This is a genomic window from Marinobacter excellens LAMA 842 (assembly GCF_001574445.1).
In the GTDB taxonomy this organism is placed as follows: domain Bacteria; phylum Pseudomonadota; class Gammaproteobacteria; order Pseudomonadales; family Oleiphilaceae; genus Marinobacter; species Marinobacter shengliensis.
The window spans coordinates 81137-96324 of sequence record NZ_LOCO01000011.1 but is presented as its reverse complement, the minus strand read 5'-3'; the positions used below and the strand labels follow the sequence as shown (position 1 = coordinate 96324).

Genomic DNA, 15188 nt, shown 5'->3' with positions numbered 1-15188 from the left:
CTAACTCCGGGAATCTGCCCGGCAATGACCCAAAGGTATTGGTTGACCATTATGGACAATAATCAGTCCGGCCTCTACACTTGCATAGCTCATGCATTTTTAGAGCAGAACAAAATACTTATCGCGTCTTGACGGGGTGCCGAATTGCCAGAATATGGCGATCGGCTGAGATTGCAACGCAGAACCCGCGACCTGATCCGGATAATACCGGCGTAGGAATTAAGACCATACGAACCGCGTCAACGTGCCTTTGGTGGCATCTTGTCGTAACTCCGTCATACGCGACCCGACACCATCAGCCTCAACGGGAGCAGATCATGACGGATTTACCAGCCTACCTCAGCGACTCCGCAAAAGTAGACTCCGCAGCAATCAAACCATTACCAAGCTCACGAAAAATATACGTGCAGGGTAGCCGACCCGATCTGCGCGTGCCTATGCGGGAAATTACTGTGGGAGACACCCCCACGGAAATGGGCGGCGAAAAGAACCCGCCGGTCGTTGTGTACGACACTTCCGGGCCTTACACCGACCCTGAGGCCTCCATCGACCTGAGAAAAGGCCTGCCCCCGGTTCGCGCCAACTGGATTGCCGAGAGGGGCGATGTGGAGCAGCTGGATGGCTACACCTCCGAATTCACCCGCCGGCGCATGAAAGACCCCCAGCTCGACCCGTTGCGCTTTATGGATGAGCGTAAACCCCTGCGGGCGAAGCCGGGCAAGAACGTGTCCCAGATGCATTACGCCCGCCAGGGCATCATCACCCCGGAGATGGAATACATCGCCATCCGGGAAAACATGAAGCTGCAGGAAGCTCGTGACAATGGCTTGCTTGCGGATCAACACCCCGGCCAATCTTTCGGTGCCAACCTGCCGCCGGAGATCACCCCCGAGTTTGTTCGCGACGAAGTGGCTCGTGGCCGCGCCATCATTCCCGCCAACATCAACCACCCGGAAACCGAGCCGATGATCATCGGCCGTAACTTTCTGGTGAAGATCAACGGCAACATCGGCAACTCGGCGGTCACCTCGTCCATCGAAGACGAAGTCGAGAAACTGACCTGGGGTATCCGCTGGGGTTCCGACACGGTAATGGACCTGTCCACCGGCAAGAACATCCACGAAACCCGCGAGTGGATTATCCGCAACTCGCCGGTTCCCATCGGCACCGTGCCCATTTACCAGGCCCTGGAGAAAGTGGGCGGCGTGGCTGAAGACCTGACCTGGGAAATCTTCCGCGACACGCTGATCGAACAGGCTGAGCAGGGCGTCGACTACTTCACCATCCACGCCGGCGTGCGGCTCCATCACGTGCCGCTGACCGCGAAACGTACCACCGGCATCGTGTCTCGCGGTGGCTCCATCATGGCCAAATGGTGCCTGGCGCACCACAAAGAAAGCTTCCTGTACGAGCACTTCGAAGACATCTGCGAAATCATGAAGGCCTACGACGTCTCCTTCAGCCTCGGTGACGGCCTGCGCCCGGGTTCCATTGCAGATGCCAACGATGCGGCACAATTTGGCGAACTGGAAACTTTGGGAGAGCTCACCAAGATCGCCTGGAAACACGACGTCCAGTGCATGATCGAAGGCCCCGGCCACGTGCCCATGCACCTGATCAAAGAGAACATGGACAAGCAGCTGGAATGCTGTGACGAAGCCCCGTTCTACACTCTCGGCCCGCTGATCACTGATATTGCTCCGGGCTATGATCACATTACCTCCGGCATTGGGGCAGCCATGATCGGCTGGTTCGGCTGCGCCATGCTCTGCTACGTCACCCCGAAGGAGCACCTGGGGCTGCCGAACAAGGATGATGTAAAAACCGGCATCATCACCTACAAAATCGCCGCCCACGCGGCCGATCTGGCCAAGGGCCATCCGGGGGCCCAGATCCGCGATAACGCCTTGTCCAAGGCCCGTTTCGAGTTCCGCTGGGAAGACCAGTTCAACCTCGGCCTGGACCCGGACACCGCCCGCGCTTTCCACGATGAGACCCTGCCCAAGGAATCGGCGAAGGTGGCCCACTTCTGCTCCATGTGTGGGCCGAAGTTCTGTTCCATGAAGATCTCGCAGGAAGTAAGGGATTACGCGGCAGAGCAGGGCATCGACGAGGTATCGGCGATTGATGCCGGGATGCAGGCCAAATCGCGGGAGTTTGTGGAATCTGGCTCCAAGCTTTACGACAAGGTCTGACTTTGGCGCTCTAGATCGCCTTAGCCTGCTGGTTAGGCGTTGTGAGTCGGGGTGGGGGTGCCGTTCAGGAGACGCCTCAAGACGTCCCTGTGCGGCTTGGGCTCCGCCATCCCTGGCTCCGCACACTCCTGAACGGCACCCCCACCCCAACTCTCTTGGGCTTTGGCAGTAATCGCTCCCAAGAGGGCGTCAGGCAATGTTGGGGCGTGTCGCACAAGCGTCGGCTGCAGGCGTTGGGTATTGCTTTCCAAAACTGTGCGGAGCCAGGGATGGCGGAGCCCAAGCGCCCCATGGATGGGCCGAAGGAGCGTGTTTTGGAAAGCAATACCCAACGACTGCGATGCACCAACCTGAGCAGGCTGGGGCCAGAACCAAACCATTACGCCAGCCGTAAGACACTTGCACCCAAGCAACCCCAAAGGCTATCGTTCCAAGCCGAACACCAAACCGGAAACACGAATGCCGAAACCGTTCCAGTTCAACGCCAGCGACGTCACCGTCGAAAAACGCGAAACCGTTTTCCAGGGTTTCTTCCGCATGGACAAGCTCTGGCTGACTCACCCGCGCTTTGACGGCCGCGACATGCCCACCTTCACCCGCGAACTTTTCGTTCGGGGCGACGCCACCTGCGTGCTCCCCTACGACCCGGAACGGGACGAAGTCGTGCTGCTGGAACAGTTTCGCCTCGGCGCTCTGGGCCGTAACCAGTCGCCCTGGTTGCTGGAGCTCGTGGCCGGCATGAATGAAGACGGCGAAAGCCCGGAAGACGTGGCCCAGCGGGAAGGGCAGGAAGAGGCAGGGTTGAGCTTTAGCCGACTTGATAAAATCTGCGATTACCTGGTGTCTCCGGGTGGCACCACCGAAATGATTCACCTTTATTGCGGACATGTCAGTACGGCCGAGGCTGGCGGTGTTTTCGGTATGGAGCACGAACACGAAGACATTCTCAGCCACGTGGTCAGCGCTGAAGAGTGCTTCGCCATGATTGCCGATGGCCGCATCAACAACGCTGCCGCCATCATCGCTATCCAATGGCTGCAGCTGAACCGGGACAGGCTGCGCCGGGAGTGGCGGGCATGACCGAGTGGGTAAAACGGCCCAAGCCGTATGTGCCGGATCTGCGTCAGTTGGGTGCGCTGTGTGATGGCAACTACCAGCGCCTGCGCAAACTGCGCCAGTTGGAGGCTGATGGTAAGCCCGTTTGCGAGTTTGAGCTGCACCGGGAAAACCAGTATTTGGGCCGGGTGCGCATCGAAGTGCTGCAAACCGCAAAGTTCACCGAAACCCTGTTACTCGAGCAAGTGCATAACAGTGGCCGGTGGCTGAACAACCCGCAAATGACGGTGCGTGTATACCATGACGCGCTCATGGCTGAAGTGATCAGTTGCTACCGGCAGCGCCAGATTGCGCCGGTAAACGACTACCCGAACCGGTTCATGCATCACCCGGATGAGAAAGTTCAGGTTAATGGGTTTCTGGCCGATTGGCTGGATTACTGCCTGCGGTTTGGACACCTGCCTATGGAGCACGCCGCCTGGTCTGCGGGCGAAGGCTGCGACTGAATTCGTTGTCTCTGTCATGAACTGCGCCACAGTGCGCTGAAAGTCTGACTTGCTCCCGGCTTTGCCTGTGCCATAGTTGTCAAAAACTGCAAAATCTTTGTGGTGGCGGGCCAGAATGTGACCTACCTTCCATTTAAAACTGATAAAACGGAACGCAGCCGTCGTACACTTGTCTGAAATATCAAACGGTTGCACTCAAGACAACAGGCCCTGAATGACCATTGCGCATACTGCTCACCCCCTGAAGGTATTGCAGCTGACCGACCCGCACCTGATGGCGTCGGCAGATGGCGCGTTGCTTGGGGTCAATACCCGGGACAGCCTGGCGGCGGTGATTGATGAAGTCTTGCGCAACCATGGCCAGCCGGATCTGATCCTCGCGACCGGTGATCTTACTCAGGATGCGTCATCTGAGGCCTATCGGTATTTTGGCGAGCAGTTGAAAGCGTTTAACTGCCCCTCGCTCTGGATTGCCGGCAATCACGACGATTCCGACTTGTTGGCGTCCATCGCAGCGGAGTTTCAGGCGGAGCAAAAACAGCTCGTGCAGGGAGGCTGGCATTTTGTGATGTTGGACTCTTCCGTGCACGGCAAGGTTTTCGGTGAGCTTTCGCAGCCGGAGCTTGCTTTCCTGGACGAGTCACTGTCGCAGCAACCGGAGTTGCCCACCATGGTGTGCCTGCACCATCACCCGGTGGATATTGGCTCTGACTGGATGGAAAAAATCGGCCTGAAGAACCGCGATGCTTTCTGGCAGGTGATCGACAGGCACCCGCAAGTGAAAATCGTACTCTGGGGTCATATTCACCAGGATCTCCAACAGCAGCGTAATAGCGTGCAGCTGCTCGCCACGCCCTCCACTTGCATCCAGTTCGCCACTGGCTCCAGCAAATTTGCCGTAGAGCCGCTGGCGCCCGGATACCGTTGGTTTGAGCTTGAGGCTTCCGGGCAGTACTCCACGGAAGTATGCCGGGCGAATGGGTTCGAGTTTGATCTGGACGAGAAGAGTACCGGTTACTAGCCGATTATTATGTCCCTGTATATTCCCAATGGCCGGCGTGTTCGCCGGCCTGTGAATATACAGGGACAGTCCGTGTTCGAGCGTCAGGCCCGCAAAGCCTGGGCCGCTGCAACCATCGTCTCCAGCGCAGGCGTCACTTCCTCCCATTTACGGGTTTTCAAACCGCAGTCCGGGTTGATCCACAATCGTTCTGCCGGGATGCGTTCTGCCGCCAGGGTCATCAGATTGATGATGTGTTGCTTGTCCGGAATGTTGGGGGAGTGAATATCGTACACGCCCGGGCCAATGTCGTTCGGGTATTCAAAGTTCCGGAAAGCATCCAGCAACTCCATGTCCGACCGTGAGGTCTCGATGGTGATCACGTCGGCATCCATGTGGGCGATGGCCTCGATGATGTCGTTGAACTCCGAATAACACATGTGGGTGTGAATCTGGGTGCTGTCGTCCACGCCATTGGCGGCGATGCGGAAGCTGTTAATCGCCCAGTCCAGGTACGTTGTCCAGTCTGATTGGCGCAGGGGCAAGCCTTCCCGCAACGCGGCTTCGTCTATCTGGATGATGTTCACGCCGGCCTTTTCCAGGTCCTGTACCTCTTCACGAATGGCCAGGGCCAGTTGCAGGCAGGAGTCTTTCCTTGGCTGATCGTCCCGCACGAAGGACCAGTTCAGAATGGTCACCGGGCCGGTCAGCATGCCTTTTACCGGCTTGTCGGTGAGGGATTGGGCAAAACGAATCCAGTCCACCGTCATCGCCGCTGGCCGGCGGATATCCCCAAACAGGATGGGCGGTTTTACACAGCGGGAGCCGTAGGATTGCACCCAGCCGAAGCGGGTAAAGGCATAGCCTTCCAGCTGCTCACCGAAGTATTCCACCATGTCGTTGCGCTCTGGCTCACCATGAACCAGCACATCCAGTCCCAGCTTTTCCTGCTCTTCGATGCATCGGGCGATTTCTGCCTGCATCTGCTCGGTATAGGCTTGCCCGGTCAGTTCGCCTTTACGGAATTGCAACCTTGCCTGGCGGATCTCCGGCGTTTGCGGGAAAGAACCGATGGTGGTGGTCGGGAACGCCGGGAGGTTCAGGATCTGACGCTGCCTGGCAATTCGCTGGGGATAGGGGCTTTGGCGGTTGCCCAGTTCCTGCGTCACTGCGGCAATGGCACGGCGAACCTCCGGGTTGATAACACGGTCGGATTTCCGGCGGCTGTCAATGGCCCGCTGGTTTGCGGCCAGCTCTGCGCGAACACTGGCGTGGCCTTCGTTCAGGGACTTCGCCAGCGTGCTCAGCTCATCAAGTTTCTGCACAGCAAAGGCCAGCCAGCTGCGGATTTCAGTATCCAGCTCCTGCTCACGATCCAGGTCTACCGGCACATGGAGCAGCGAGCAGGACGGCGCCAGCCACAGGCGGTCGGCCAATTTCTCACTCAGCGGCTCCAGCCATTCCAGGATGCTGTTCAGGTCGGATTTCCAGATGTTACGGCCGTTGATGACACCAAGGGAAAGCACCTTGTGGCTGGGCAGCCAATCTGCCACGCGGCTGACTTCAGCAGGGGCGCTCACAGCATCGATGTGCAGCCCGGCCACCGGCAATTCGCAAGCCAGTTGCAGGTTATCCCGGAGCTCTCCAAAATAGGTAGCCAGCAGCAGCTTCGGGCGATTGGCCTTTAACTGGTGATAGGCCAGGTTGAACGCATAGCGCCAGTTGGCGTCCAAATCGGTCACCAGGGCCGGTTCATCAATCTGCACCCATTCGGCGCCGGCATCGGCCAGGGCTTCCAGTAGCTGCGAGTAGACTGGCAGCAGGCGCTCCAGCAAATCCAGGCGATGACTGCCATCCGAGGTTTTGCCTAACCACAGGTAAGTAACGGGCCCGATGATCACGGGCTTGGCATTAACGCCCTGTTTTCGTGCTTCAGCCAATTGGGCCAGAAGGCGTTCGGGATTCAGCTCGAACCGGGTTTTGGCATGCAGCTCCGGCACGATGTAGTGGTAGTTGGTATCGAACCACTTGGTCATTTCGCCAGCGGCGGTGGCGCAGCAGGGGCTATCGTTGGCGCCGCGGCCCCGGGCGGCACGGAAGTAGGCGTCCAGTTCCGAGCCTTCTTTGTCTTTGGCCCGTGCTGGCAGGTTGCCGAGGGTGACGGACATATCCAATACCTGGTCGTACAGCGAGAACTCACCTACCGGTACATAATCCAGCCCGGCTTGCTGCTGCCAGTGGCGCCGGCGCAGGTCGGCGGCCGTGATGGCTAATTCTTGCTCGGTCTGCCGGCCAGCCCAGTAGGCTTCCAGTGCGAATTTCAGCTCCCTCTGGCCGCCAATGCGGGGGAAGCCCAGGTTGTGAGTGATTGCCATGATTGAATCCTTGAATTCCGTGGTTTGTTAAAGGCCTTCAAGGTTAGGTGGGTGATGGCATGAATAAAAATGGTATTATTTCACCTATTCATGAGAATAATTCACGGGTTGGCCATGATTGAACGACATCACCTTGAGATATTGCGAGCGGTGGAGCGCCAAGGCTCGTTGACGGCGGCAGCGGAACAGTTGCACCTGACTCAATCCGCGCTGTCCCATGCGGTTCGCAAGTTGGAGCAGCAACTGGGCACGCCGGTCTGGCTGAGGGAGGGCCGGCAACTGAGGTTTACCCAGGCGGGTAGTCAGCTATTGGGACTAGCAAACCGCCTGTTGCCCCAGTTTGAACACGCGGAAATGCAGGTTCGACAGATTGCCAGGGGCCAACGCGGGAGCTTGCGTGTGGGAATGGAGTGCCATCCTTGCTACCAATGGCTTCTGAAGGTAGTGGGTCCTTACTTGCAGCATTGGCCGGATGTGGATGTGGATGTAAAGCAGGAGTTCCAGTTTGGTGGTATGGGGGCGCTTTTCGGCCATGACATCGATCTTCTGGTAACGCCAGATCCGCTGCACAAGCCGGGAGTATGTTTTGAGCCGGTGTTCGACTACGAGCAGGTGTTGGTGGTGCCTGAGGGTCACTCGCTGGCGGGCAAGGCGTGGGTAGAGCCCCACCAATTGGAGAAAGAAACCCTGATTACCTACCCGGTGGCGGTGGAGCGGCTGGATATTTTTACCCGGTTTTTCCTGCCGGCCCACTGTGCGCCCGCCCGGCACAAGACTATCGAAACCACTGATATCATGTTGCAGATGGTGGCTGCGGGCCGGGGAGTGAGTGCGTTGCCACGCTGGCTGGTGGACGAATACGCCAGAAACCTGCCAATCACTGCGCTGAAACTGGGTAAAGAAGGTATGCCCAAGCAGATTTTTCTGGGCTTCCGGGAGCGGGATGAGTCGGTGGATTATCTTACGGAGTTTGTGAAGTTGGCGCGTGAGGTTCGCTGGGGCTAGGATCTTCGGTTAAACTGCGCGAAAAATTTCAACAGGACACACAAAATCATGAGCGATATTCCTGCAGATCTGAAATACATCGAAACTCATCAGTGGGTTCGGGTGGATGCCGATGGCACAGCCACCGTGGGGATTACCGATTTTGCCCAGGAGCAGTTGGGCGATGTGGTTTACATTGGTGTTCCGGAGGTTGGCGCTACGGTGAATGGTGGCGAGGAGGCTGGTGTGGCTGAATCGGTTAAGTCGGCGTCTGATGTGTTTAGTCCGGTGACTGGTGAGGTTATCGAGATTAATGAGAAGCTTGAGGACGAGCCGGAGATTGTGAACGAAGATCCGTACGGCGATGGCTGGATGTTCAAGGTGAAGTTGGCTGATAAAGGCGAGCTTGATGGCCTGATGGATGCGGCAGCCTATGGTGAGCATGTGGCAGCAGAAGAGTAAGATCCGCTCCTGGTGCAAGCGTGTTTCCGGGGACAGGCCTCCCGAAACACGCTCCTTCGGCACATCCATGTGGCGCTTGGGCTCCGCCATCCATGGCTCCGCACAGTTTCGTGAGGCCTGTCCCCGGAAGCACGCCCAAGCAATGGCGCGGTCCTCTATTTAACCGAACTCTCAGGTAACTATTCGATGGATTTTCCCGTTCTCTACCTGCGCAAGGGCGCAGAACGCCGTCTTCGTGCCGGCCATTTGTGGGTGTACAGCAACGAAGTAGACACCCAGCGTAGCCCGCTGCCAGGGTTTGAGCCCGGCGCGCAGGTTCAGGTGCGTGCATCGAACGACAAGCCGATGGGTGTGGCGTTTGTGAACCCTCACGCATTGATTTGCGGCCGGCTGATCAGTCGGGATGCGGACCATGGCATGACGCCTAAGCGGCTGACGGATCGGATGGAGGCGGCGCTCAGTCTTCGGGAGCGTTTGTTTGATAAGCCTTTTTACCGTTGGGTGTTTGGTGACAGTGATGGGCTGTCTGGCTTGGTGGTGGATCGGTTTGATGATGTCGTGGTGGTGCAGATTTCCACCGCGGGCATGGAGCAGATGAAGGATGCCATTGTGCGTGCCGTTCAGCGGTTGGCTCATGCCCGGATTATCGTGCTGAAGAACGATGGCAAGATGCGCAAGGTTGAGGGGCTGGACACCTATGTGGAATTTGCCCATGGGCCGGAAGCGGACACGGTGCTGGTGGAGGAGAACGGTGCTCGCTTTGAGGTGCCGCTGGCCGGTGGTCAGAAGACCGGCTGGTTCTATGATCACCGTATGAATCGGCAACGCCTGCAGGCCTATGCGCCCGGGAAGAAAGTGCTGGATGTGTTCAGTTACGTCGGCGGTTGGGGGATTCAGGCCGCTTGTGCCGGGGCATCCCAGGTGACCTGTGTGGACGCGTCCTCATCGGCGGTGGATGCGGTACATCACAATGCAAAGCTGAACGGGCTGGAGAATGTGGACACCATTGAGGGCGATGCCTTTGATGCCCTGAAAGCCTTGGCGGATGAGAAAGAGAAGTTCGACATTGTGGTACTGGACCCGCCCGCACTGATTCCGCGCCGCCGTGACCAGAAGGCCGGGGAGCAGGCCTATGCCCGGCTGAACCAATTGGGGCTCAGGCTGCTGGAGCGTGATGGATTGCTGGTGTCAGCATCTTGCTCCATGCATCTGTCCCAGGAAAAGCTGATCGACATTATTCGTGGCAGTGGCCGCAAGATTGATCGGTTTGTGCAGCTGCTGGAGCAAGGTCACCAGGCGCCGGACCATCCCATCGTGCCGGGGATTCCGGAGACGGACTACATTAAGTCCTGCTTTGTGCGTTCACTGACCGGGTTTTTCTAGGTTTTAAGGGTCTGTCCCAAGGGTCTGTCCCCGAACGGGGACTGACCCATTTTGGAATCCAGTATCGTTGTTAGCTTTGGGCCCAGGGGTCTGTCCCCGCATGGGGACTGACCCATTTTGGACTCCAGCACCATGGTTCGATCTGGTTGCAACAGACGGGCAAAAGTGGGTCAGTCCCCATGCGGGGACTGACCCCTGGAGCAGCCCCCTGTCAGACCCGTAACGACATAACCTTCCAGCCATTCTCCACAGCCGTCTTCTCCAGCGTCGGATCCGGATCAACCGCCACCGGGTTCTCCACCCTCCGCAACAGCGGCAGGTCGTTATGTGAGTCGCTGTAGAACCAGGCGCCCTCAAGGCTCTCACCGTGAGCTGCCAGCCAGTCGTTCAGCCGTTCCACTTTGCCTTCCTGAAAACTTGGTGTGCCAGCCACTTCACCGGTGAATTTGCCGTTGACCAGCTCGGGTTCGGTGGCGATCAGGTGCTCAATGCCCATTAGTTCAGCAATTGGCTCGGTAATGAATCGGTTGGTGGCGGTGATAATCATCAGGGTATGGCCCTGTTCGCGGTGGTCGGCCAGTAGCTTCGCCGCCTTATCCTGCATCATGGGCTGTACTTTCTTGGCCATGAAGGCTTCGCGCCAGCGTTCCAGTTCGTCCATGTTGTGCCGGGTCAGTGGTGCCAGGACAAAGCGCTGATAGTGGAATACGTCGAGCTCTCCGTTCAGATACTCTTCGTAAAAGCGGTCATTGGCGCGCTTGTACTCTTCGGCATCCACCATGCCCTCTTCCACCAGAAACTCACCCCAGGCATGGTCGCTGTCACCGTTCAGCAAGGTGTTGTCCAGATCAAATATTGCGAGCGTCAAGCCGTTTCCTCCCATTGTGACAGGCTCTGAAGCAGGAGCCACAGTCTACCATGACCTGCCGCTAACGGCTCCGTTTGCCGAAGCCTTGGGATTCTGTAAGAATGAGAGCAACTTGGACAATTTTCGCCGGTTAAAACTTAACCGGTGCCGACTTTAATGAGGACTGTGCCGTGATCGACTCAGACGGTTTCAGACCCAACGTCGGAATCATTCTGGCCAACCACAGGGGAGAGGTTCTCTGGGCAAGGCGAATAGGGCAGGACTCCTGGCAGTTTCCACAAGGTGGTATCAAGCACGACGAATCACCGGAGGATGCGCTTTATCGGGAGCTTGGAGAGGAAATCGGCCTGAGTGCCAGCGATGTGGAAATCATCAGCTGCACCCGGGGCTGGCTGCGTTACCGGCTTCCGAGGAGGATGGTACGCCATAACTCGCACCCCGTTTGTGTGGGGCAAAAACAGAAATGGTTCCTGCTGAGGATGATGTCGCCAGACGCGCATGTGCGCGTGGATGGTACCGATTCACCGGAATTCGACGGGTGGCAGTGGGTAAGCTACTGGTATCCGTTAGGACAAGTAGTTTCATTCAAGAGAGAAGTGTATAGGCGCGCGCTGAGAGAACTGGCTCCCAGGCTGTTCCACAACATGGAACAGTGGCAACGGAGTGAGCAGAACCGGCGTTTGAAGGAACACCAGAAATGACGGACTGACTCCATGCTGAGCATCCTGCGAAGTCTAGTACAAGAGGTAAACAGCGCCCGCGATTTGCAGGAGGCGCTGGATATCATTGTCTCGCGGGTGCAAAAGGCCATGAATACCGAGGTCTGCTCCGTCTATCTTTTAGATCCGGCATCCAACCGTTACATCCTGATGGCTACCGAGGGTCTTTACAAAGACTCTGTTGGAAAGGTCAGTCTTGCTTATTCTGAGGGCCTGGTGGGCCTGGTAGGCTCCCGTGAGGAGCCTATCAATCTTGAAGACGCCCCTGCCCATCCCCGCTATCGTTACTTCCCGGAGACGGGTGAGGAACGCTTCCGTTCATTCCTGGGCGTGCCCATCATTCACCATCGCCGGGTACTGGGCGTGCTGGTGGTTCAGCAACGGGAGAGCTCCCGTTGTTTTGATGAGGGCGAAGAGGCGTTCCTGGTCACGGTCTCTGCCCAGTTGGCGGGTGTCATTGCCCACAGCGAGGCCACCGGGGCCATAAGCGGCTTGTCGTTGACCGGGGAAGAAACCCAGGATGTCAGTTTCAATGGTGTGCCGGGCTCCCCTGGTGTCGCGATTGGTACTGGTGTGGTGGTGTATCCGTCCGCCGATCTGGATGTGGTGCCGGAGAAACCGACCGAGAACATCGAGCAGGAACTGGAGCTGTTCCAGTCTGCCGTGCAGGCCGTTAGGGAAGACATCGAGCGGGTAGCGAACCGCCTGGCCTCGCAACTGCGCCCCGAAGAACAGGCCCTGTTTGACGTTTACCTGCGGATGCTGGATGACGGTGCCCTGCCAGGCGAAGTTGCGATCAAAATTCGCGAAGGCATCTGGGCTCAGGGTGCTTTGAAACAGGTGGTGCAGCAGTACATCCGTCATTTCGAGATGATGGATGATCTTTACCTGCAAGAGCGGGTGGTGGATATCCGGGATCTCGGCCGGCGGCTGCTGTCCCATATGCAGGAAGGCGAGCAAAAGCTTCAGGAATACCCGGAGCACACGGTACTGGTCAGTGAAGAACTGACGCCAGCCATGCTGGGCGAAGTGCCGAAAGGGCAACTGGTTGGCCTTGTGTCCGTCAAAGGGTCCAGTAACTCCCATGTGGCCATACTGGCCCGCGCCATGGGTGTGCCCACGGTGATGGGGCTGGTGGATATTCCGGTCAACCAGCTGGATGGCCGAGAACTGGTGGTGGACGGCTTTGAAGGGCAGATTTTTGCCTCGCCGTCATCGGATCTTCGCGCTTTCTACCAGGCCATCTGTGAGGAAGAAGACGAGCTGATCCGTGGGCTTGAGGTGCTGCGGGACAAGCCCTGCGAAACCACCGATGGCCATCGGGTATCACTGCTGGTAAATACCGGCCTGATGACCGATGTGGTGCGCTCGCTGTCTCACGGGGCCGAAGGCATTGGCCTGTATCGCACCGAAGTGCCGTTCATGATCAAGGACCGCTTTCCGTCTGAGCAGGAGCAGCGGGAGTATTACCGGGAACAACTGGAAGCCTTTGCGCCTAATCCGGTGACCATGCGTACTCTGGACATCGGTGGTGACAAAGCCCTGACCTATTTCCCGATTGAGGAGGAAAACCCCTTTCTTGGTTGGCGGGGCATCCGGGTTACCCTGGATCACCCCGAGATCTTTCTTGTTCAGGTGCGGGCCATGCTGAAGGCCAGCGAAGGCTTGAACAACCTGCAGATCATGCTGCCGATGATCAGCAACATTTCCGAGGTGGAGGAATCCCTGCACCTGATTTACCGGGTTTATCACGAAGTGCGCGAAGAAGGCTACGACATCCACATGCCCAAAGTGGGTGTGATGGTGGAAGTGCCGGCTGCCGTTTACCAGATTCGTGAACTGGCTGAGCGCGTGGACTTTCTATCGGTGGGTTCCAACGACCTGACCCAATACCTGTTGGCGGTAGATCGCAACAACCCGCGTGTTGCCCAGCTTTACCATTCCTATCATCCGGCCGTTTTACAGGCATTGGTGCGCATTGCCCAGGATGCCCACTCCGTGGGTAAGCCGGTGGGCATCTGTGGCGAGCTGGCCGGCGACCCGGGTGGCGCGTTGCTGTTAATGGCGATGGGCTATGATTCCCTGTCGATGAACGCGGCCAGTCTGCCGAAGGTGAAATCCGTTATCCGCAGCATTGATCGGGAGTGGGCTATCCAGTTGCTGGAAGATGTTCTGCTGCTGGATTCCCCCCACGTCATCAAGAGCTGTGTCGACCTGGCCCTGCGTAATGCCGGGTTTGGCCGGTATTTGCGACCGGTGAAATCCTCCAGCGCTGCGATGGCAGAGCAGGCGGTTTCCTGACCGACTGTGACAGTAATAGGGTGCTTACTCTAAAATCCGTTGATAGGTTAGTAACGTAATTCTTACTGCAGTACCTACGAAGGACAGGCTATGACCAAAGCGACCGAGCTCAAGCCAGCACCGCGCATTGGCCTCGCCCTTGGGGGCGGTGGGCCACTGGGTGGCATTTATGAGATCGGAGCGCTAAGGGCGCTGGACGAAGCCTTGGATGGCCTGGATTTCAATAACATCGATGTTTATGTCGGGGTTAACTCCGGCTCCTTTGTGGCGGCTAACCTGGCCAATCAGATGACCACGGCCCAGTTGTGTCGTATCTTCGTGCGCAATGAAGCCGAGGTTCACCCGTTCCACCCGGAAGTATTCTATCGCCCTGCATTCCGGGAGATTGGTAGTCGCTTGCTGGCGGTTCCCGGTTTGTTGTCTTCGGCTGTCAGCCGTTTTATCAATAACCCCTACGACCAGAGCCTTCTGGAAGCCTTGACCATTCTGGCCCAAGCCGCGCCTGCCGGGTTGTTTGATAACGAGGGGCTGCACGAATACCTGCGGCGGGCGTTTACCATGCTTGGCCGCACCAACGATTTCCGTCAGCTAAAGCGTAGCCTGTACGTGGTGGCTGCGGATGTGGAGAGCACGGAAGCGGTGTGCTTTGGTGCCCCGGGGTATGACCACGTACCCATTTCCAAGGCGGTCCAGGCCAGCACGGCTTCGCCGGGGCTGTATGTGCCGGTCGACATCGATGGGCGTTACTATGTGGACGGCACCTTGCGCAAGGGGCTGCACGCCTCGGTCGCCTTCGAAGACGGCGCCGATCTGGTGCTGGCGGTGAACCCTCAGGTGCCTATTGACGCCAGTGCAGCGGTGCGTGCAGGCACCATGAAGCCCGGCGACCTCACGCGCTCCGGCATGCCCAACCTGTTGTCCCAGACGTTCCGCACCATGGTCTACTCACGGATGCAGTCCGGTATTGCCCAGTATGGCCGTGACTACCCGGACAAAGACATCCTGCTGTTCGAGCCCACCCGGGACGACGCCAAGCTGTTCTTCTCCAACGTGTTCAGCTTCCAGAGCCGGCGGATGGTGTGCGAACACGCCTATCAAATGACGCGTAGAGATCTGCTGAACCGGGCCGATGAACTGGAGCCAAAACTGCTCAAGTACGGCATCAAACTGCGTCGGGATCGCCTGGAAGACGAACAACGCACCATCAGCACCAGCCTGTATGGCGAAATGCTGCCCTTGTATGTGGCCAAGGGGCGCAAGAAGCAGGCGGAGAAGGGCAAGTTAGCCGCAAGTATCGGCAACGTCACTCATTTGTTCTCGAAAGCCCAGTAAAAAAAGC

General features: G+C 57.8%; 12 protein-coding genes and 1 riboswitch. Of the genes, 10 read left to right on the top strand and 2 right to left on the bottom strand.

Annotated features, from left to right (window positions below; all coding sequences use genetic code 11):
* The first annotated feature begins 122 nt into the window (after nt 1-122).
* A riboswitch (TPP riboswitch) is annotated at nt 123-236 on the top strand.
* Between the two features lie 81 nt (nt 237-317).
* The 4 genes from thiC (at nt 318) to cpdA (ending at nt 4778) form a co-directional block, all read left to right on the top strand.
* Nucleotides 318-2195, top strand: coding sequence for a phosphomethylpyrimidine synthase ThiC (gene thiC, locus J122_RS11295; RefSeq protein WP_061332407.1), 1878 nt, complete (start codon nt 318-320; stop codon nt 2193-2195).
* A 459-nt stretch (nt 2196-2654) separates the two neighbouring features.
* Complete coding sequence (locus tag J122_RS11285; RefSeq protein ID WP_061332405.1) at nt 2655-3275, top strand: NUDIX domain-containing protein; 621 nt, start codon at nt 2655-2657, stop codon at nt 3273-3275.
* Nucleotides 3272-3757 (top strand): DUF1249 domain-containing protein, encoded by a 486-nt coding sequence (locus J122_RS11280; RefSeq protein WP_061332404.1) that lies wholly within the window; start codon nt 3272-3274, stop codon nt 3755-3757. Before J122_RS11285 ends, J122_RS11280 begins: the two co-directional genes overlap by 4 nt.
* 214 nt (nt 3758-3971) lie before the next feature.
* Entirely contained in the window at nt 3972-4778 is an 807-nt protein-coding gene (gene cpdA, locus J122_RS11275; protein ID WP_061332403.1) for a 3',5'-cyclic-AMP phosphodiesterase, read from the top strand.
* Nucleotides 4779-4861: 83 nt separating this feature from the next.
* Here the strand turns inward: cpdA and metE are convergent, their stop codons facing one another.
* A complete protein-coding gene (gene metE, locus J122_RS11270; RefSeq protein ID WP_061332402.1) occupies nt 4862-7132 on the bottom strand; it encodes a 5-methyltetrahydropteroyltriglutamate--homocysteine S-methyltransferase in 2271 nt (756 codons plus the stop codon).
* A 114-nt stretch (nt 7133-7246) separates the two neighbouring features.
* On the opposite strand from metE, the gene J122_RS11265 reads away from it, so the two are divergent.
* From J122_RS11265 to J122_RS11255, 3 genes are all read left to right on the top strand, one after another.
* Nucleotides 7247-8137, top strand: a complete 891-nt coding sequence (locus J122_RS11265) for a LysR family transcriptional regulator (protein WP_061332401.1) — start codon at nt 7247-7249, stop codon at nt 8135-8137.
* Nucleotides 8138-8185: 48 nt separating this feature from the next.
* Entirely contained in the window at nt 8186-8578 is a 393-nt protein-coding gene (gcvH, locus tag J122_RS11260; RefSeq protein WP_061332400.1) for a glycine cleavage system protein GcvH, read from the top strand.
* Between the two features lie 186 nt (nt 8579-8764).
* Nucleotides 8765-9961 (top strand): class I SAM-dependent rRNA methyltransferase, encoded by a 1197-nt coding sequence (locus J122_RS11255; protein ID WP_061332399.1) that lies wholly within the window; start codon nt 8765-8767, stop codon nt 9959-9961.
* Nucleotides 9962-10172: 211 nt separating this feature from the next.
* Here the strand turns inward: J122_RS11255 and J122_RS11250 are convergent, their stop codons facing one another.
* On the bottom strand, nt 10173-10829 hold the full coding sequence (locus J122_RS11250) for an HAD family hydrolase (RefSeq protein ID WP_061332398.1): 657 nt from the start codon (nt 10827-10829) through the stop codon (nt 10173-10175).
* 170 nt (nt 10830-10999) lie between these two features.
* Here J122_RS11250 and J122_RS11245 point away from each other — a divergent pair, with 170 nt between their 5' ends.
* From J122_RS11245 to J122_RS11235, 3 genes are all read left to right on the top strand, one after another.
* Nucleotides 11000-11530, top strand: a complete 531-nt coding sequence (locus J122_RS11245; RefSeq protein ID WP_061332397.1) for an RNA pyrophosphohydrolase — start codon at nt 11000-11002, stop codon at nt 11528-11530.
* 12 nt (nt 11531-11542) lie between these two features.
* Nucleotides 11543-13849 (top strand): phosphoenolpyruvate--protein phosphotransferase, encoded by a 2307-nt coding sequence (ptsP, locus tag J122_RS11240; RefSeq protein ID WP_061332396.1) that lies wholly within the window; start codon nt 11543-11545, stop codon nt 13847-13849.
* 90 nt (nt 13850-13939) lie between these two features.
* Complete coding sequence (locus tag J122_RS11235) at nt 13940-15181, top strand: patatin-like phospholipase family protein (RefSeq protein ID WP_061332395.1); 1242 nt, start codon at nt 13940-13942, stop codon at nt 15179-15181.
* Nucleotides 15182-15188 lie beyond the last annotated feature (7 nt).

Coding starts and splice junctions, on each gene's coding strand:
- J122_RS11265 (WP_061332401.1), top strand. CDS start 7,247: ATGATTGAACGACATCACCTTGAGATATTGCGAGCGGTGGAGCGCCAA.
- cpdA (WP_061332403.1), top strand. CDS start 3,972: ATGACCATTGCGCATACTGCTCACCCCCTGAAGGTATTGCAGCTGACC.
- J122_RS11235 (WP_061332395.1), top strand. CDS start 13,940: ATGACCAAAGCGACCGAGCTCAAGCCAGCACCGCGCATTGGCCTCGCC.
- metE (WP_061332402.1), bottom strand. CDS start 7,132: ATGGCAATCACTCACAACCTGGGCTTCCCCCGCATTGGCGGCCAGAGG.
- thiC (WP_061332407.1), top strand. CDS start 318: ATGACGGATTTACCAGCCTACCTCAGCGACTCCGCAAAAGTAGACTCC.
- gcvH (WP_061332400.1), top strand. CDS start 8,186: ATGAGCGATATTCCTGCAGATCTGAAATACATCGAAACTCATCAGTGG.
- J122_RS11255 (WP_061332399.1), top strand. CDS start 8,765: ATGGATTTTCCCGTTCTCTACCTGCGCAAGGGCGCAGAACGCCGTCTT.
- J122_RS11285 (WP_061332405.1), top strand. CDS start 2,655: ATGCCGAAACCGTTCCAGTTCAACGCCAGCGACGTCACCGTCGAAAAA.
- J122_RS11280 (WP_061332404.1), top strand. CDS start 3,272: ATGACCGAGTGGGTAAAACGGCCCAAGCCGTATGTGCCGGATCTGCGT.
- ptsP (WP_061332396.1), top strand. CDS start 11,543: ATGCTGAGCATCCTGCGAAGTCTAGTACAAGAGGTAAACAGCGCCCGC.